We start from the raw sequence: 17,778 nt of genomic DNA, 5'->3' as shown, positions 1-17,778 counted from the left end.
ATGCTCCTTCGTCTTCCCATCGCGGGTATAACGCTTGGCGCGCTTTCTGGTTGCGAAGGAATGTATTCGACACTCGATCCCGCCGGACCGGCGGCGCGAAACATCGCGACGCTCTGGTGGGTGATGCTGGGCGGCGCGACGTTCATCTTCGGATTGGTGATGATCCTGCTGTTGCTGTCATTCACCCGCCGCAAGGGTGCGGGCGGCGAGGCGCGCCAGCTGAGGATCTGGGTCATCGGACTCGGGCTTGTCTTTCCGCTGGCGGTTCTGGGCGCCCTCTTTGCCTGTGGCCTTGTCATTGGCGAGCGGTTGCTGGCGCGCGCGGATCCGGAGGTCACCCGCGTCAGTGCCGAGGCGCGGAGCTGGGCCTGGAGTTTCGCCTATGAGGACGCCCCCGGCCAGAGAACCGAAGGCGTGCTTCATATTCCCGCCGGGCGGCCTGTGGATGTGGCGATCACCACCGCCGACGTGATCCACAGTTTCTGGGTGCCGCGCCTTGCGGGCAAGCTCGACGCGATACCGGGGCGCGTCAACGTGCTGAGGATCGAGGCCGACCTGCCCGGCACCTATCGGGGTCTCAGCGCCGAGTTCAGTGGCGCCGGGTATGGGGGCTTCACCTTCCAGGTCACCGCCCATGATGCCGCCGGGTGGGACGCGTTTCTGGAGGATGCCCGCCGATGAATGCGCTTGAACGTCACCGCAGGCTGACCACGATCTGGGCCTCCGAGCCGGGGATGCGGGGTTGGGTCTCGACCGTGAACCATACCGATCTGGGCCGGATGTTCCTGTTCACCGCGTTCGTCTTCTTTGTCATCGGCGGCCTGCTGGCGATGCTGATCCGCGCGCAGCTTGCGACGCCGCATTCGGCCTTCGCGGGACCGGAGATCTATAACCAGATCTTCACGATGCACGGCACGATCATGATGTTTCTATTTGCCATCCCCAGTTTCGAGGGGCTGGCGATCTATCTGCTGCCCAAGATCCTGGGCACCCGCGATCTCGCCTTCCCGCGCCTGACTGCCTATGGGTATTGGTGCTATGTCTTTGGCGGGGCGATGCTGCTGGTGTCAATGCTGCTGGGGATCGCGCCCGATGGCGGTTGGTTCATCTATCCGCCCCTGTCCGGGGCGATCCATTCGCCCGGTATCAATATCGATTTCTGGCTGATCGGCATCACCTTCGTCGAGATTTCGGCCATCGCCGCCGCGGTCGAAATCACCGTGTCGATCCTCAAGTATCGGGCGCCCGGCATGTCGCTTGAGAAGATGCCGATCTTCGCCTGGTATGCCCTGATCACCGCGCTGATGATCCTGACGGGCTTTCCGCCACTGATCCTGGAGTCCGTTCTGCTCGAACTCGAGCGCGCCTTCGGGCTGCCGTTCTTTCAGGCCGAACTGGGGGGCGACAGCCTGCTTTGGCAGCACCTGTTCTGGCTGTTCGGCCATCCCGAGGTCTATATCATCTTCCTGCCCGCGGCGGGCGTCATCTCGACCGTGCTGCCGGTGATGTGCCGAACCACGCTTCTGGGCTATGGGTGGATTGTCGCGGCGGCGGTGGCGCTTGCCTTCTTGTCCTTCGGGCTCTGGGTTCATCACATGTTCACCACGGGCATCCCTCATATGGGGCTGGCCTTCTTTTCGGCGGCCTCGACGCTTGTGGCGGTGCCGACCGGCGTGCAGATCTTCGCCTGGATCGGGACGATGTGGAAAGGCCGCCCGGAGTTGCATCTGCCGATGCTGCACATCCTCGGGTTTTTCTGCACCTTCGTCATCGGCGGTCTGACCGGGGTCATGGTCGCGGTGGTGCCGTTCGACTGGCAGGCGCATGACACCGCCTTCATCACCGCGCATCTGCATTATGTGCTGTTTGGCGGTTTCGTCTTTCCGATTCTTGCGGGGGTCTACTATTGGTTGCCCCATGTCACCGGACAACGGCGGTTCTTTCGCCTTGGCGAACTTGCCTTCGCGCTTGTCTTTCTGGGCTTTCACGTCACGTTTCTTGCGATGCACTGGGTGGGTCTGATGGGCCAGCGGCGGCGCATTCCCACATATGCGCCCGAGGATGGCTGGACCGCGATCAACCTGATCTCCTCGATCGGCAGTTTCGTTCTGGCGATCGGCCTCGCCATGATCGTGATCGACGTCGTCCTGCATGCGCTGATCGCCGCGCGCGGCAAGCGCAACCCGTGGGGCGCGGGCACGTCGGAATGGGCGATGATGACCCCGCCCCCGGCCTACAACTTTGCCAGCCTCCCGCATGTGGACAGCCGCGCGCCTCTCGCCGCTGATCCGAATTTGGCGGTCCGGTTGGCGCGCGGAGAGGGCTATCTGGCCACGCCCCGCAAGGGCTGGCGCGAAACGCTGAGCGTGGACATCGCCACCGGACGACCCGAAATGCATGTCATCTATCCGGCCAATACCCGCCTGCCGGTCACCATGTCGGCGGTCACCGGCCTTTTCTTTCTGTCGCTGCTGGTGAAATTCTACTGGACCGTGCCGCTGGCGCTGGCCGGGGTCGTCATTCTTGCATGGAAATGGGTCTGGGGGCTTGGCTGCAAGGAGGATCTCGGCGCGCTGCGGGTGCGCGAGGGGGTCACGCTGCCGAACGCCGCCACCGCGGAGCGGTCGCCGGGATGGTGGGGAACGCTGTTCCTGCTGACCGCCAATGCCACCTTCTTCGGCTCGCTGCTGTTCGGCTTCGCCTTCCTCTGGACCGTCGCGCCGGGCTGGCCGCCGCCGGCCTGGTTCGCTGGCTCGATGGTCACGGCCGGCGTCGGTTGCCTTGGGGCGTTGCTTGGCCCCGTCGCGATGCGGCAGGCGATCCGTGCCAACCGGCGTGGCGACACCCCGCTGCCCGGCATCGTGTTGGTGCTCATCGGTGCTTTGGGCGTGGCGATCGCCTGCACGGCGATGATGCTTCAGACCCCCGCTCCGATGGGGCACGCCTATGGCGCGACGCTGCTTGTGCTGGGCGGCTATGGGCTTTTCCACGCCGTTCTGGGCGTGCTGATGGCGGTTTTTCTAACCGCGCGCGTACTGTCCGGCTTCACCTCGCCCGCGCGGTGGGCCGAGTTCCCCATCGTGTGCCTCTGGATCGACTACCTTTCGATTGTCAGCCTGCTCATTCTGCTGGCCGGACATCTACCCGGTCTCCTGTCATGAAGGATCTGCTGCGCATCCTGATTGCCCCGTTGGTGTGGCTCGCGACATTCAGCGCAATCTACGGGCTGCTGGGGCTGATCTGCGGACATGGGATTGGCGGGACAGTACTGGGCCTATCCCTGCCCCGTGTGCTTCTGATTACGGCCTATGCGCTCGCCATTCTGCTGCAAGTCGCGCTGCTGGCGGTGCTTTATCATCCGCGTCTGGCCTCGCGGTCCGGTTTTGTGCGTTTCGTCAGCCGCATCACGGGCTGGGTCGGCCTTGTTGCCACCGGATATGCCCTATTTCCGGCCACCGTGTCGTCCGTTTGCCTCTAGGATCGCTGAGGCGGATCGAGACAATATCGCGGCGTCTCGACTTCGATCTCGGGGTTATGCAGTAGCGGATGGCACCCACGAAGGTGCATCTATCGGACAAGGAGGCGGCCCACGCGTGACCGCCCCGCTTTTAACGCGATCTTCACAATCGTAAACGCGTCCCTAGCGAACGCCCTGTTAACGGTGCGATTCTGGAAAACGAGACCGACGCGATACCGACAAAATACCGACGTTTTACAGACCCGGGTTTTCGTGCGTTAACAGGGGTTTGCGCTGAGTCGCGGTGCGGGGGCGGGGTGGCAGCGTGCGCCGCGTTCAGGTGGACAGTCCCTTGGCGCCGATCTCCATGAACTTCTTGCGCCGCGCCTGAACCACCGTGCCTCGGTCCATGTCGTCCATTTCCGACAGCATTTCGGCAATGGCATCGCCCACGGCGGCCACGCTCGTGTCGCGGCCGCGATGCGCCCCGCCAAGCGGCTCTCCGACGATGCGGTCGATCACGCCCAGCTTGAAAAGATCTTGCGCTGTCAGACGCATAGCCTCCGCCGCTTCGCGCATTTTCTCAGGATCCTTCCACAGGATCGAGGCGCAGCCCTCGGGTGTGATCACCGAATAGACCGAATGTTCCAGCATCGCCACCTTGTTGGCCGAGGCAAAGGCCACCGCCCCACCCGATCCGCCCTCGCCAATGATGACGGAGACCAGCGGCACACCGATTTGCAGGCATTTCTCGGTCGAGCGGGCAATCGCCTCCGACTGCCCCCGCTCTTCCGCGCCCTTGCCGGGATAGGCGCCGGGCGTGTCCACAAGGGTGATGACCGGCAGGTTGAACTTGTCGGCCATCTCCATCAGGCGGATCGCCTTGCGATAGCCCTCGGGCCGGGCCATGCCGAAATTGCGTTCGATCCGGCTTTTGGTGTCGTGGCCCTTTTCCTGCCCGATCACCATCACCGGGCGGTCATTGAACCGCGCCAATCCGCCCATCACCGCGTGATCGTCGGCAAAGTTGCGGTCCCCGGCCAGCGGGGTGAACTCGGTAAAGAGCGCTTCGATATAATCCTTGCAATGCGGCCGGTCTGGGTGGCGGGCCACTTGGCATTTACGCCATGGAGTCAAGGACTTGTAGAGATCGGAAAGCAGGTTAGCGGCCTTGCGGTCAAGTGCCGACACCTCGTCGTCGATGTCCATTTCCTCGTTCTGGCGAGCGAGGGCGCGCAGCTCCTCGGCCTTGCCTTCGATCTCTGCGAGCGGTTTCTCGAAGTCGAGATAGTTGGTCATGGTGCCCTCTGCCGTCTGCGTCCCGCTATATGACCGCCACCGGCGACAATTGCAACGGGGGCGGCGTCACTCGCCGCGCATGCTGCGTGCGGCGCGGGCGATGAAAGCGGCACAGTCCTCGGGCGCGGTGATCGGTATCATGTGGCCGCGTCCGGGCAGAGTTTCGAAGCTCCAGCCATAGTCGGTCATCGCCTTGCCCTGGGCTTCGGGATCAAGAAGCTGATCTTCGGCGCCGAACAGAACCGCGCCGGGCAGTTTCAGTTCCCCTGCATAGCGCGCGGCCTGATCCGCGATTTCCGTTTGTGATGCCACCATATCCTCGGACGCGGCGATGAACCCGCGCGGGCGCAACCCCAGGGCCCCACCGCCGCGTTCCAGAAAATCCTGAGGCCAGTCCTCCGGCGCGAATACCGCGTCGAGCACCTCTTTCGCGGTTCTGAGCGCCATCGGCACGGCGATCGTATGCCCCAGCAGTCGGCGCAGCGCGGGGGTCTTGATCATCAAGGCACGAAAAATGGCGGGGGGCTCTGGCGTCGGATGGGTGAGCGGGCAGAGAAGCGCCAGCCCCGATATGTCATCGGGTCGCTGCAGGGCGAGCGCCAGCGCCACGGCCCCGCCAAGTGAATGGCCCACGATCAGGGGCTTTTCGATCCCGCGCGCGCTCAGGAACTCCGCGATCATGCGCGCCTGCGTTTCCAGCGTGGCATCCGCTGCGCCGCGCCGGTCGGAATAACCGCTGCCGGGGCGGTCGATGGCGATCACCCGAAAGACGTCTGACAGGCGTGGGGCTATGCCATAGGTAAAATGCTGCAATTGTCCCGACAGCCCGTGAATGAGCACGATGGGCGGGGCGTCCCTCGGGCCGGAGTCGACGAAATGGATCATGCCGCCGGGCACGGGCTGAAGCTCCCCTGCCATCGGCACGTCGCGGACGGCCTGCGCGGCGAGCTTGCGAGTGCGCCATGCCGCGTGCCCCAGATAGGCCGCCACGGTGAGCGCCAGACCGAGGGCGATGGCCAGAAGGGTGAGGATGAAGCCGGACATGGAGCTCTTTCTGCAAACGATTGCCTTTGCCGCCACGCTAGCAGCGCCGGAACACTCTGTCAGGAGGCTTTGCGGCTCAGCCGGGAAAGAGCACAGGGTAGAGCGAGCCAAGCAACAGCAGCGCCATCAGCCAGTTGAACACGGTGAGTCGCGCCGGGCTATGCAGAAGGCGGCGCATCTGTTGGCCCATCACCGTCCAGACGCTGACCGAGGGCAGGTTGATCGCGCCGAAGACCGCGGCCACGAGCACCACGGCGGCAAGGCTGCGCTCAGGCGCGTAGAGTGTGATTGCCGTGAGCGCCATCGTCCACGCCTTGGGGTTCACCCACTGAAAGAGCGCGGCCTGAACGAAGGTCATGGGGCGTCCCGTGCGGGCGGTTCCGTCGGGCGCGCTGGCGTTGGCGATCTTCCACGCCAGCCAGAGCAGGTAGACGACACTGACTACCCTGAGTATGTTGTAGGTGAGGGGAAAGGCGTCGAAGACGCGCATGAGCCCGGTTCCGACCAGAACGATCATCACCGTGAATCCGATGCCGATTCCCAGCATGTGCGGAATCGTGCGAGCGAATCCAAAATTCGCCCCCGAGGCCATCAGCATCAGGTTGTTCGGTCCTGGCGTAATCGACGAGACGAGCGCGAAGGCGGCCAGCGCAGTGAGAATATCCTGTGTCATGGCTGCAATTTATGCCCGTAAAACCGTGGTGTGGAATTGCGTATTGCGAAAACTTGTGGCGAAATACGCAACTAATGGCGAACTTTGACCGCATTGACGAGAAAATATTGCAAGAGCTGACACGGGATGGGCGTATCAGCAATCTCGATCTGGCTGCGCGGGTGGGGCTGTCGCCCTCGGCCTGCCTTCGGCGGGTCTCGGCGTTGGAGCGGCGCGGCGTGATCACCGGCTATCGTGCGGTGCTGGATCGCGGGGCGCTCGGCACCGGGTTCGTGGCCTATGTAACGGTCGGGCTCAACCAGCATACCAAACCGGCGCAAGAGGCGTTCGAGGCGGCAATGGCGCAGTCCCCCGAAGTGCGGGAATGTCACAATATCACCGGCGCGGTGGAATACATGTTGCGGGTGGAGGCGACGGATCTTCAGGCCTACAAGGCGTTTCATACCGATGTGCTCGGCACTTTGCCGCAGGTGCATTCGATAACCTCCTATGTGGTTATGGGCTCGCCCAAGGACGAGCGGGCCTGACGGCGCTTTCCCGCCACAGGTGGAGTGTGGGGCTTTGCCTGACGGGATGCCGTGAGGTATGACAGCACAGATGAAAAAGCAGGAGATCCCGGATGCCCCAGTTTTCCAGGCGTGTGTTTCTGGCCGGTGCGGTTCTGGCGCTCGCAGGGTGCGGGCGCGATCGGGCATCAAGCCGGGGGCGCGCGTCCTATCGCGATGACAGGCAGCTTTATCCCAACGAGACCCCGCAACTGCGCCAATTGATCGAGAAATACGCGGCGCGCTACGAGGTGCCGGTTGATCTTGTGCAACGGGTTGTCGTGCGGGAGTCGACCCACCGGCCTGAGGCGCGGAACGGACCCTACTATGGGTTGATGCAGATCCTGCCACAGACGGCGCGGACGATGGGGTATCGCGGGCCGGCTTCGGGGTTGCTGGATGCGGAGACGAACCTGAAATACGCCGTGAAATACCTGCGCGGGGCGTGGCTTCTGGCCGATGGCAGCCATGACCGGGCGGTGCAGTGGTATGCGCGCGGGTATTACTATGAGGCCAAACGGCGCGGGATGTTGCAGGAGACGGGGTTAAGAGCCTGATTCCATAGGGTTTTATAAAAGGAGTGCGCACGGGGCGCGCGCACGCGGTGTGCGCTTTGCCCCGCCCCCGGGGGCCGGGCAAAGCCGTGCGACGAAAAGTGACGCCCCCAGGGCGGGTCTTGGAAAGCGGCAAAACCGGCTGTCTGTGAAACGTCGGTAAAACGTCGGTATTGCGTCGGTGTCAGGTTCCGCCGGCGATCATCTCGGACTGACGCACGATCACCTCGGCCTGTTTGATCGAGGCAATATCGACCAGCCGGCCCTTGTAGACGGTGGCGCCTTCGCCCTTGGCCTTCGCCTCCTCCATCGCGGCGAGGATCTCGCGCGCCTCGGCGACGGCGGCTTCGGAGGGGGTGAAGACCTCGTTGGCGAGAGTCACCTGCTTGGGATGGATCGCCCATTTGCCGACCATGCCCAGCGTGGCCGAGCGCAGCGCCTGCGCGCGAAAGCCCTCGTCATCAGAGAAATCGCCGAACGGGCCATCGACGGGCAGCACGCCGTGAGTGCGGCAGGCGGCGACGATGGCGGCCTGCGCCCAGTGCCACGGATCGGACCAGTGCTTTTGCCCCTCGTGCAGCATGTAGTAATTCTCCTGCGTGCCGCCGATGCCGGTCGTGGCCATGCCCATGGAGGCGGCGAAATCGGCGGCGCCGAGGCTCATGGCCTCGAGCCGGGGGGAGGCGGCGGCGATCTCTTCGACATGGGCGATGCCGGCGGCGGATTCGATGATCACCTCGAAGGCGATTTTCCGCCCGCGCCCCTTCGCCGCCTCCACGGCGGTGACGAGGGCATCGACGGCGTAGATGTCGGCGGCGCAACCCACCTTGGGGATCATGATCTGGTCGAGCTGGTCGCCGGCCTGCTCCAGCAAGTCCACAACGTCGCGATACCAGTAGGGCGTGTCGAGCCCGTTGATTCGCACGGAGAGCGTCTTGCGGCCCCAATCGATGTCGCCAATGGCCTGAATGATATTGGCGCGGGCGCTGTCCTTGTCGCCGGGAGAAACCGAATCCTCGAGGTCGAGGTTGATCACATCCGCCGCGCTTGACGCCATCTTTTCGAAGATCGCGGGGCGTGAGCCGGGTCCGAAGAGCTGGCAGCGGTTGGGGCGGGCAGGGGGTTGGGGCTGGATGCGGAAGCTCATGATGCGACCTCTTGGTAAGGAAATTACGTTTTCATTCCTCGCAGGGTTAAGAAATTACGCCTCGCGCCGCAAGGGTATTGTGCGGCTGCGGCATGGCGTGCGCTGCATCGCGGCGTGATCGGGTCTCTTGAGGAGGCCGGATCGAGGGGCATGGCGGTTCGACGATCGGCAGGCATATCGACATGAGACGGAAGATTCTTCAGAAATACGGGCAGATTGTCGAAGAAGCCGCTGTGATTCTGCGTCATCTGCGCAGATAGGGGATATAATTGCGGGTGTGTTTCGGCATACTCCGGCCAAACTGACTCATGGGAGACGCGTGATGATCGAGACCCCTTATCTTCTGTTTCTGGGCGATGCACCGGACATGCTTGCCGCCAAGGTGGCGATCGGGATCCGCGACTGGCGCCCTGACAACGCCGTCGGCCAGATCCGCCTTCCGGGGTGCGGCGCGGATCTCGGCCTGACCGACATGACGCTGGCCGAGGCCAAAGCGGCGGGGGCCAAGACCGTTGTGATCGGCGTCGCCAACCGGGGGGGGGTGATCTCTGCCGCATGGAAAGAAGTGCTGATCGAGGCGCTGAGCATGGGGTTCGATCTGGCCTCGGGATTGCACAACCTGCTGCGCGACGAGGGCGATCTTGTCGCCGCCGCGCAGACCCATGGCGCAACGCTTCACGATGTGCGGGTGCCGACGGTCTGGTATCCCATCGCCAACGGCAAGAAACGCAGCGGCAAGCGCTGTCTGGCCGTGGGCACGGATTGTTCGGTGGGCAAGATGTATACTGCGCTGTCGATGGATGCGGAGATGCGCGAGCGCGGCATGAAATCGTCGTTCCGCGCCACCGGGCAGACCGGCATCCTGATCACCGGAAGCGGTGTGCCGCTCGATGCGGTGATCGCGGATTTCATGGCCGGATCGGTGGAATACCTCACGCCGGACAATGACGACGATCACTGGGATCATATCGAGGGGCAGGGGAGCCTCTTTCATGTCTCTTATTCCGGGGTGACGATGGCGTTGATCCACGGGGGGCAGCCCGATGCGCTGATCCTCGCGCATGAACCGACGCGCACGCACATGCGCGGCCTGCCCGATTACGGCCTGCCGTCGCTGGAGCAGCTGCGCGATACGGCGCTGCCGCTGGCACGGGTGGCCAACCCGGCCTGTCAGGTGGCGGGCGTGTCGGTGAACACCCAGCATCTTGGCGAGGATGAGGCACGCAGCTATCTTGCCGAGGTGGAAAAGCGCATGGGCCTTCCGGCAACGGACCCCTACCGTTTCGGCGCCGGGGGTCTGGTGGACGCGCTGGCGGCGCTGTGAGGCTCTGCCTGTCCGTCGGTGGCGCCTGCCCGGTGCCTCCGGCGGGAGTATTTTGGAACAGAGAAAGGGCGGGGTTTTCATGCGGATCACCGTGACACGCGATACCTTCCGGCTGGCGCAGGTGTTCACCATCTCTCGCGGCTCGCGGAGTGAGGCTCAGGTGCTGACCGTGGCGATCGAGGACGGCGGCGCGACCGGGCGCGGGGAATGCGTGCCCTATGCTCGCTATGACGAGACGCTGGACAGCGTGGCCGCCGAGATCGCAGGGCTGCCGAAGCGGTTCACCCGCGCCGGATTGCAGGGGCTTCTGCCTGCTGGCGCGGCGCGCAACGCGGTGGACTGCGCGCTTTGGGATCTGGAGGCCAAGCAGGCGGGCAAACGGGTCTGGGAACTGGCCGGGCTACCGACGCCGGGGCCGGAGATCACCGCCTATACGCTTTCGCTCGATACGCCGCAGGCGATGCGGTCGCAGGCGGCGGCCAATGCGCATCGTCCGCTTCTGAAGATCAAGCTGGGCACGCCCGACGACATGGCCCGGCTGGAAGCGGTGCGCGAGGGGGCGCCCAAATCGCGGATTATCGTGGACGCCAACGAGGGCTGGACTACGCAGGTCTATGCCGATCTGGCGCCGCATCTGGTGCGGCTTGGGGTGGACCTGGTCGAGCAGCCGCTGCCCGCCGGTGAGGATGACGCGCTGATCGGGATGGCGCGTCCCGTGCCGGTCTGCGCCGACGAAAGCTGCCATGACCGGGCGTCGCTTCCTGCGCTCAAGGGCAAGTATGACGTGGTCAACATCAAGCTCGACAAGACCGGGGGGCTGACCGAGGCGCTGGCGCTGCGCGATGCGGCGCGCGCCGAGGGGTATGAGGTGATGGTGGGCTGCATGGTGGGCTCGTCGCTCGCCATGGCGCCGGCGACGCTGGTGGCGCAGGGGGCGATGGTGACCGATCTTGACGGGCCGCTGCTTCTGGCGCAGGACCGCGCGACGCCGCTGCATTTCGACGAGGACGGGGTGCACCCGCCCGAGGCCGCCCTTTGGGGATGATACGCACCTCCGGGGCCGTGACAGACAGAGAAAGAGGACCAAGAGTGATGCGCACCGTTTACGTGAACGGCGACTACGTGCCCGAGAATGAGGCCGTGATCTCCATCTTCGACCGGGGGTTTCTGATGGCCGACGGGGTGTACGAGGTCACCTCCGTGCTGGGGGGCAAGCTGATCGATTTCGAGGGGCATGCCGCGCGGTTGGAGCGGTCCCTGAGCGAGCTGGATATGCCGCATCCGTGCACCAAGGACGAAATGCTCGAGATTCATCGAGAGCTGGTGCGACTGAACGGGATCGAGGAGGGGCTGGTTTACCTTCAGGTCACACGCGGGTCGGACGGGGACCGCGATTTCGTCTTTCCCGATCGCGAGACGACGAAACCAACGATTGTGCTGTTCACGCAAAGCAAGCCGGGATTGGCCGATAACCCGGCCGCGAAGCGTGGGACAAAGGTCATTTCGATCGACGATATCCGCTGGGGGCGGCGCGACATCAAGACGGTGCAGCTTCTCTATCCGTCGATGGGCAAGATGATGGCCAAGGCGGCGGGAGCGGATGACGCCTGGATGATCGAGGACGGGGCCGTCACGGAAGGCACGTCCAACAACGCCTATATCGTCAAGGACGGAAAGATCGTGACTCGGGGATTGTCGAGCGACATCCTGCATGGGATCACACGAGCCGCCGTGCTGCGATTCGCGCGCGAGGCACAGATGGAGGTCGAGGAGCGCGCCTTCACCATCGAGGAGGCGAAGGCGGCGGAGGAGGCGTTCTCCACCTCGGCCTCGGCCTTCGTGATGCCGGTGGTGGAAATCGACGGCGTCCCCTTGGGCGACGGCACGCCGGGGCCGGTGGCGCGGCGGCTGCGGGAGATCTATCTGGACGAGAGCCTCAAGACGGCGATCTGACCGGGCGGGGCGCGCGTTCCGCGCGCGCTCTTGCAGTGTGCGCTCAGGGCGCGCGGCCCCTGGGGCGCTGCCCCAGACCCCCGAGGTATTTGACCCGACAAGATGCCGGGGTGCGAGAGTGATCCCGGTCAGCCGACGCGCAGGACGATCTTGCCGATATGTTTGCCCTCTTCCATGCGGGCGTGGGCCTTTGCCGCCTCGGCGAGGGGGAATTCGCTGTCCATGACCGGGGCGACGCGGCCCGAGTCCAGCAAGGGCCAGACCTTTTCGAGAAGCGATTCGGCGATCCTGGCCTTGGCCAGATCGCTTTGCGGGCGCAGGGTGGAACCGGTGATCGTCAGCCGCCGCGCCATGACCTGCGCGAAGTTCAGCTCCGCCTTGGGCCCGGACAGAAAGGCGATCTGCACCAATCGGCCGTCATCGGCCAGCGCGCGGACGTTGCGCGGGATATAGTCGCCGCCGACCATGTCGAGGATGAGGTTGGCGCCGCCCTCCTCGCGCAGAATTTCGACGAAATCCTCCTGCCGGTAGTTGATCGCGCGCTCTGCCCCCAGCGCGCGGCAGGAGGCGCATTTCTCGTCCGATCCGGCGGTGGCGAAGACGCGCACGCCGAAGACGGTGGCCAGCTGAATCGCCGTGGTGCCAATGCCGGAAGAGCCGCCGTGAACGAGAAACCTCTCGCCGGCCTGAAGGCCGCCGCGATCGAATACATTGGTCCAGACGGTAAAACAGGTCTCCGGCAGGCAGGCGGCCTCTTTCAACCCCATGCCTTGCGGGATCGGCAGGCAGTGGGCGGCGGGCGTGAGCGCGTATTCGGCATAGCCGCCACCGGGGAGAAGGGCACAGACCGCGTCGCCTTCGGCCCAATCGGTCACGCCCGGTCCGATGGCGGCGATGGTGCCCGATGCCTCCAGCCCCGGCAGGTCCGAGGCGGTCGGGGGCGGCGCGTAGGCGCCTGCGCGTTGCAGCGCATCGGGGCGGTTCACCCCGGCATAGGCGATCCTGAGCACGACCTCGCCGGGGCCGGGATCGGGGATCGGGCGGTCGGTCAGGCGAAGCACATCCGGCCCGCCGGCTTCTGAAATCTCGATTGCGCGCATGGTGCCTCTCATCCGTCGTGTTTGTATTGCGTGTCGTGATGCCGGCCCGGCAGGTCATCGCGCCCGGCTGGCGGGCGCACCCGCGACAGCGCCGAGAGCGGACCGGAGAGCGCCTTGCCCAGCGGGCTTTTGTTGAAACCGGCCTTGGCCTTTTCGAACTGCATCACGTTGTCGATCCGGCGATCCAGAAAGGCCCATGTTGCGGCGTGGCCGGGGCTGTCGTCGCCCAGCCAGTAGAGCACGGTGGCGGAATAGACCGCGCCGAGCGTCATCCGCTTGGTATACCAGTTGATGTCGTCGGAGCTGTCGCCAAGCGCGGTCCAGATCGCATCCGCCGTCCCCCAGATCAGGTCCGCGCCGGTGCCGGCGTGCTGCGGCAGGGCAAAGAGCGTCATGCCGCGGCGCACCACTTCCTTGTCGTCGCAAAGCGCCAGCCGGATCTGCACCGCGCGGGCGATCCGGTCGCGAAACCGCAGATCCGATAGATCCTCGGCGGCAAGTCGCGCGCGCATCTCGGCATCGCCCCGGCGGTGATAGGCCACGGCGAGATCGACTGCCCCTCGCGGGCAAAGCGCGGTGGCAAGCGCCGGATCGGTGCCGGTGTCGGCCACGGCGGAGTCAAAGCTGTCTTGTGTCCAGCCGTCGAAGGGCACATGCAGCAGGGCCGCGTCCAGAAGACGTGATTTGATGTCCGGGTCTTGAGGGTCTTGCATCCTGCTCTCCTTTTGCGCTGAACATAGGGGGCGCTCGCGCGAATGTCACGCCGGTGGTGCGGCAATGCCTGCCCTTGGGGGTGGACAGGCGAGCGTGTCTTTGCTATACGCCGTGCTCCTGCAATTTCATGCAACTCAACTTAGAAAGGTGGTGACAACCACATGCAGGTTAGTGTTCGCGACAACAATGTCGATCAGGCGCTTCGTGCCCTGAAAAAGAAGCTGCAGCGCGAAGGCGTGTTCCGCGAGATGAAGCTCAAGCAACATTTCGAGAAACCGTCCGAGAAAAAAGCGCGCGAGAAGGCTGAAGCGATCCGCCGTGCCCGTAAACTGGCACGCAAGAAAGCACAGCGCGAAGGTCTTCTCTAAGACCGGACGCAGCTTTGAACACACAATGATTCTGACGGCCCCCGGACCCCGGTCTCGGGGGTTTGTCGTTTCTGCGATCAAGTTTCGTTGAAGGGAAATGAGCGCAAGGGATTTGTAATTCCCCCTCTCCCAAGTGACAGTGCGGCCAAACGACGAAACAGGACGGAGTCTCCGATGAGCGACAACAGCAGCTATACCCCCCCGAAAGTCTGGACATGGGAGGCCGAAAGCGGTGGCCGGTTCGCCAGTATCAACCGACCCATTGCCGGGCCGACCCATGACAAGGCGCTGTCCGTGGGCAAGCATCCGATCCAGATCTATTCCATGGGAACGCCCAACGGGGTAAAGGTGACCGTGATGCTGGAGGAGCTTCTGGCCGCCGGGCATAGCGGGGCGGAATACGATGCCTGGCTTGTCCGTATCGGAGATGGCGATCAGTTCGGTAGCGGGTTCGTGGAGATCAACCCGAACTCCAAGATCCCGGCGATGGTGGATCATTCCACCACTCCGCCGACGCGGGTGTTCGAATCGGGCGCGATCCTTCTGTATCTCGCGGAGAAATTCGGAGCCTTCATCCCCGAGGGGTATGTGGGTAGGACCGAATGCCTCAACTGGCTGTTCTGGCAGATGGGCAGCGCGCCCTATCTGGGCGGCGGTTTCGGGCATTTCTACGCCTATGCGCCGGAGAAGTGGCAATATCCCATCAATCGCTTCGCGATGGAGGTGAAGCGGCAACTGGATGTGCTGAACCGGCATCTGGCCGACAGTGAATTCATGGTGGGCGGCGATTACAGCATTGCCGACATGGCCATCTGGCCGTGGTATGGGCAGCTTACGCTCAGCCGGCTTTACGAGGCGGGGGAGTTTCTGGACGTGGAAAGCTATTCCCATGTGCAGCGTTGGGCCAAGGCGATTGACGCGCGCCCGGCGGTGACGCGGGGGCGGATGGTCAACCGTACCTTCGGCGACCCGGCGATGCAGCTTCTAGAGCGTCACGATGCCAGCGATTTCGAGACCCGCACGCAGGACAAGATCGGGGAATAGTCATGGACACGATTTTGTGACGTTTCCGTGACATCGGTGGTTTGCATCCGCTGCCCGGAGCGATAGACACTGGCGCAACGTCTTTCGCAATCCGGGTGGTGCCATGTCTTTGATCCAACAGGTTGACCGTTTTCTTCTGGCCCTCGTTGTTGTGGCTCTTGTCGTGTCGGTCGGTGTCGCGATGTGGGACGGAGATTTCTTTCAGTACCGCTATGCGGTTGAGGATGGTCCGGTTGAAAACGCCACCGCCCTGTTCCTGTTCGGGGCGGCGGTCGTGCTGGCCTCCCATGGGCGGTCGCTCTTGGCGCGGGGGGCTGCGCGGTTGGCGGCGTTCACCTTTCTCTATGCGATCGTGTTCGTGTTCGGCGCCGGCGAAGAGATTTCCTGGGGCCAACGTGTATTTGACTGGGATACCGGGGAATTCTTTCAAGAGCACAATATCCAGAATGAAACCAACCTGCATAACCTCGTTGTGGGGGAGACGCATTTGACCAAATCGCTATTCGGCCCGATCCTCACCCTTATCATCCTCACCTATCTGGTCGTGCTGCCGCTGCTCTATGGTCGGTGGCATTGGCTGGATGGCGTCGTGAACTGGATGGCGGTGCCGGTGCCGGGGCGGCGCCACGCGGTGCTTGCGGTGCTCGCGACCGTGGTAATCGGGGTATTGGCGGCAACGCGCAAGTGGGAAGTCTACGAGCTTGTCTTCGGACTTCTGGCCATGTCGGTGTTTCTCTTGCCGCAGAACCGGGACAAGATCGTCTGAGATGGTGTTAGACCGGCAGCGCGGTGGTCTTGAATACGGTGCGCAGGGCGAAGGAGGATTGCATCTGCATCACGCCGGGCAGGCGCGAGAGGTGCTGGCGGTGGATGCGGGCGAAATCGTCGGTGTTCTCGGCCACGATCTTGAGAATGTAGTCGGCGGTTCCCGCCATCAGGTGACATTCGAGGACATCGGGAATGCGCGCCACCGCGGTCTCGAAGGTTTCAAGAAGATCTTCTGCCTGTCCGGCGAGCGTGATCTCGACGAAGACGGTGGTGGGCAGTTCCATCTTGCGGCTGTCCAATAGCGCGACATAGCCGCGGATATAGCCTTCGCCTTCGAGCCTTTGAACCCGTCGGTGGCAGGCCGAGGGCGACAGGTGGATGCTCTCGGCCAGATCCGCGTTTGACATGCGTCCGTCCTTCTGAAGCGCGCGCAGGATGCGACGATCGGTTTCGTCGAGTGCCATTTGTGGGTGATCCTTTCGTTTGCTCCTTTCTTATGCGAAGACTCTTCGAAACGGAAGTTTTTGAATTGCCCAGATAACAAGCACATTTCACTTGATCCGTGCCAGGATGCGGGTCGAGTTTCGGGAGGGAGCATAATGAAAATCGGATGTCCGACAGAGATCAAGCCACAGGAGTTTCGCGTCGGGGTCACGCCCAATGCCGCGCAGGAAGCGGTTTCGCACGGCCATGAGGTGATGATTCAGGCCGGCGCGGGCAATGGCGCAGGCTTCACCGATGACGATTACCACGGCGCCGGGGCGCAGATCGTCGGGACGGCAGAGGAAATCTTTGCCAGCGCCGACATGATCGTGAAGGTGAAAGAGCCGCAGGCGGTGGAGCGCAGGATGCTGCGCGAGGGGCAGGTGCTGTTCACCTATCTGCATCTGGCCCCGGACCCCGAGCAGACCAGGGATCTGATCGCGTCGGGCTGCACGGCCATCGCCTATGAGACCGTGACGGACGATCGCGGGGGTCTGCCGCTTCTGGCACCCATGTCAGAGGTGGCCGGGCGCCTTTCCCCGCAGGTGGGGGCGTGGACCCTGCAAAAGGCCAATGGCGGACGCGGCGTGCTGATGGGCGGTGTGCCCGGTGTCGGCCCGGCCAAGGTCGTTGTGATCGGCGGCGGCGTTGTGGGCACCCATGCGGCCAAGATCGCCGCGGGGATGGGCGCGGATGTCACCGTTCTCGACCGCTCTCTTCCGCGTCTGAAATATCTCGACGACGTCTTTGGCGGCACCTTCAAGAATCAGTATTCCACCGCCGGGGCCACGGCGGGACTGGTGCGGGAGGCCGACATGGTAATCGGCGCGGTCCTGATCCCCGGCGCGGCGGCGCCGAAGCTCATCACCCGCGCGCAACTGTCCGAGATGAAACCGGGGGCGGCGCTTGTGGATGTCGCGATCGATCAGGGCGGCTGTTTCGAGACGTCGCATGCCACCACCCATGCCGATCCGATCTATGACGTGGACGGGATCATGCACTACTGCGTTGCCAACATGCCGGGCGCCGTGGCGCGCACCTCGACCATCGCGCTTGGCAATGCGACGATGCCGTTCATGCTGGCGCTGGCCGACAAGGGGTGGCGTCGGGCGTGCGAGGATGATCCGCATCTGCTCAACGGGCTGAACGTGCATGCGGGCAACCTGACCTACTACGCCGTGGGCAAGGCGCTTGGCATCGACGTGCTGTCGCCCGCCATGGCGCTCAAGGCCTGACTGGTCGGAAACCGGAAACGAAACAGGCCGGCGGAAAGCATCCCGCCGGCCGTTTGTGCGCGTCGGCCGA

Annotated in this window: 19 protein-coding genes; 12 read left to right on the top strand and 7 right to left on the bottom strand. The window is 63.9% G+C overall.

The genetic code is table 11. From position 1 onward, the window contains the following. Genes BMW66_RS10655 through BMW66_RS10645 form a run of 3 tightly spaced genes read left to right on the top strand, consistent with a single transcriptional unit; the run spans position 1 to position 3,478 of the window. Complete coding sequence (locus BMW66_RS10655; RefSeq protein ID WP_093118284.1) at positions 1–681, top strand: cytochrome c oxidase subunit II; 681 nt, start codon at positions 1–3, stop codon at positions 679–681. Next, positions 678–3,161, top strand: a complete 2,484-nt coding sequence (ctaD, locus tag BMW66_RS10650; protein ID WP_093118282.1) for a cytochrome c oxidase subunit I — start codon at positions 678–680, stop codon at positions 3,159–3,161. The genes BMW66_RS10655 and ctaD overlap by 4 nt, the downstream gene beginning before the upstream one ends. Then, on the top strand, positions 3,158–3,478 hold the full coding sequence (locus BMW66_RS10645; protein ID WP_093118280.1) for a hypothetical protein: 321 nt from the start codon (positions 3,158–3,160) through the stop codon (positions 3,476–3,478). The genes ctaD and BMW66_RS10645 overlap by 4 nt, the downstream gene beginning before the upstream one ends. A 315-nt stretch (positions 3,479–3,793) precedes the next feature. On the opposite strand, the gene BMW66_RS10640 is transcribed toward BMW66_RS10645, so the two are convergent. The 3 genes from BMW66_RS10640 to BMW66_RS10630 all read right to left on the bottom strand — a co-directional run bounded on the left by BMW66_RS10640 (position 3,794) and on the right by BMW66_RS10630 (position 6,473). After that, on the bottom strand, positions 3,794–4,756 hold the full coding sequence (locus BMW66_RS10640) for an acetyl-CoA carboxylase carboxyltransferase subunit alpha (RefSeq protein WP_093118278.1): 963 nt from the start codon (positions 4,754–4,756) through the stop codon (positions 3,794–3,796). A 66-nt stretch (positions 4,757–4,822) separates the two neighbouring features. Further along, positions 4,823–5,800, bottom strand: coding sequence for an alpha/beta fold hydrolase (locus BMW66_RS10635; RefSeq protein ID WP_093118276.1), 978 nt, complete (start codon positions 5,798–5,800; stop codon positions 4,823–4,825). A gap of 76 nt (positions 5,801–5,876) precedes the next feature. Then, complete coding sequence (locus tag BMW66_RS10630; protein WP_093118274.1) at positions 5,877–6,473, bottom strand: LysE family translocator; 597 nt, start codon at positions 6,471–6,473, stop codon at positions 5,877–5,879. A 74-nt stretch (positions 6,474–6,547) separates the two neighbouring features. On the opposite strand from BMW66_RS10630, the gene BMW66_RS10625 reads away from it, so the two are divergent. Then, positions 6,548–7,000, top strand: a complete 453-nt coding sequence (locus BMW66_RS10625) for an Lrp/AsnC family transcriptional regulator (protein WP_093118272.1) — start codon at positions 6,548–6,550, stop codon at positions 6,998–7,000. Positions 7,001–7,092: 92 nt separating this feature from the next. After that, entirely contained in the window at positions 7,093–7,575 is a 483-nt protein-coding gene (locus BMW66_RS10620) for a lytic transglycosylase domain-containing protein (protein ID WP_093118270.1), read from the top strand. Between the two features lie 181 nt (positions 7,576–7,756). Here the strand turns inward: BMW66_RS10620 and BMW66_RS10615 are convergent, their stop codons facing one another. After that, positions 7,757–8,719 (bottom strand): L-malyl-CoA/beta-methylmalyl-CoA lyase, encoded by a 963-nt coding sequence (locus BMW66_RS10615; RefSeq protein WP_093118268.1) that lies wholly within the window; start codon positions 8,717–8,719, stop codon positions 7,757–7,759. Between the two features lie 322 nt (positions 8,720–9,041). On the opposite strand from BMW66_RS10615, the gene dgcN reads away from it, so the two are divergent. The 3 genes from dgcN (at position 9,042) to BMW66_RS10600 (ending at position 11,996) form a co-directional block, all read left to right on the top strand. Continuing rightward, entirely contained in the window at positions 9,042–10,043 is a 1,002-nt protein-coding gene (dgcN, locus tag BMW66_RS10610; RefSeq protein ID WP_093118265.1) for an N-acetyltransferase DgcN, read from the top strand. Positions 10,044–10,122: 79 nt separating this feature from the next. After that, entirely contained in the window at positions 10,123–11,088 is a 966-nt protein-coding gene (gene dgcA / locus BMW66_RS10605) for an N-acetyl-D-Glu racemase DgcA (protein WP_093118263.1), read from the top strand. Positions 11,089–11,132: 44 nt separating this feature from the next. Beyond that, positions 11,133–11,996 (top strand): D-amino-acid transaminase, encoded by an 864-nt coding sequence (locus tag BMW66_RS10600; RefSeq protein WP_093118261.1) that lies wholly within the window; start codon positions 11,133–11,135, stop codon positions 11,994–11,996. Positions 11,997–12,124: 128 nt separating this feature from the next. Here the strand turns inward: BMW66_RS10600 and BMW66_RS10595 are convergent, their stop codons facing one another. Continuing rightward, entirely contained in the window at positions 12,125–13,108 is a 984-nt protein-coding gene (locus BMW66_RS10595) for an NAD(P)H-quinone oxidoreductase (protein WP_093118259.1), read from the bottom strand. Further along, positions 13,105–13,809, bottom strand: coding sequence for a COQ9 family protein (locus tag BMW66_RS10590; protein ID WP_093118257.1), 705 nt, complete (start codon positions 13,807–13,809; stop codon positions 13,105–13,107). Before BMW66_RS10590 ends, BMW66_RS10595 begins: the two co-directional genes overlap by 4 nt. Positions 13,810–13,971: 162 nt before the next feature. Between BMW66_RS10590 and rpsU the strand changes: the two genes are divergently transcribed. The 3 genes from rpsU (at position 13,972) to BMW66_RS10575 (ending at position 15,988) form a co-directional block, all read left to right on the top strand. Next, positions 13,972–14,178, top strand: coding sequence for a 30S ribosomal protein S21 (rpsU, locus tag BMW66_RS10585; RefSeq protein ID WP_005614280.1), 207 nt, complete (start codon positions 13,972–13,974; stop codon positions 14,176–14,178). A 174-nt stretch (positions 14,179–14,352) separates the two neighbouring features. After that, entirely contained in the window at positions 14,353–15,222 is an 870-nt protein-coding gene (gene yghU, locus BMW66_RS10580) for a glutathione-dependent disulfide-bond oxidoreductase (protein ID WP_093118255.1), read from the top strand. Between the two features lie 103 nt (positions 15,223–15,325). Beyond that, entirely contained in the window at positions 15,326–15,988 is a 663-nt protein-coding gene (locus BMW66_RS10575; protein WP_093118253.1) for a hypothetical protein, read from the top strand. Between the two features lie 7 nt (positions 15,989–15,995). Here BMW66_RS10575 and BMW66_RS10570 read toward each other — a convergent pair whose 3' ends face one another. Continuing rightward, complete coding sequence (locus BMW66_RS10570; protein ID WP_093118251.1) at positions 15,996–16,454, bottom strand: Lrp/AsnC family transcriptional regulator; 459 nt, start codon at positions 16,452–16,454, stop codon at positions 15,996–15,998. Between the two features lie 135 nt (positions 16,455–16,589). Between BMW66_RS10570 and ald the strand changes: the two genes are divergently transcribed. Beyond that, the gene (gene ald / locus BMW66_RS10565) at positions 16,590–17,708 is read left to right on the top strand and encodes an alanine dehydrogenase (protein WP_093118248.1); all 1,119 of its coding nucleotides are present in this window, start codon (positions 16,590–16,592) and stop codon (positions 17,706–17,708) included. Positions 17,709–17,778 lie beyond the last annotated feature (70 nt).

This window comes from Salinihabitans flavidus (genome assembly GCF_900110425.1).
Taxonomy (GTDB): domain Bacteria; phylum Pseudomonadota; class Alphaproteobacteria; order Rhodobacterales; family Rhodobacteraceae; genus Salinihabitans; species Salinihabitans flavidus.
Note: the sequence above shows the minus strand (reverse complement) of the source record. Positions and strands in the feature narration are given on the sequence as shown.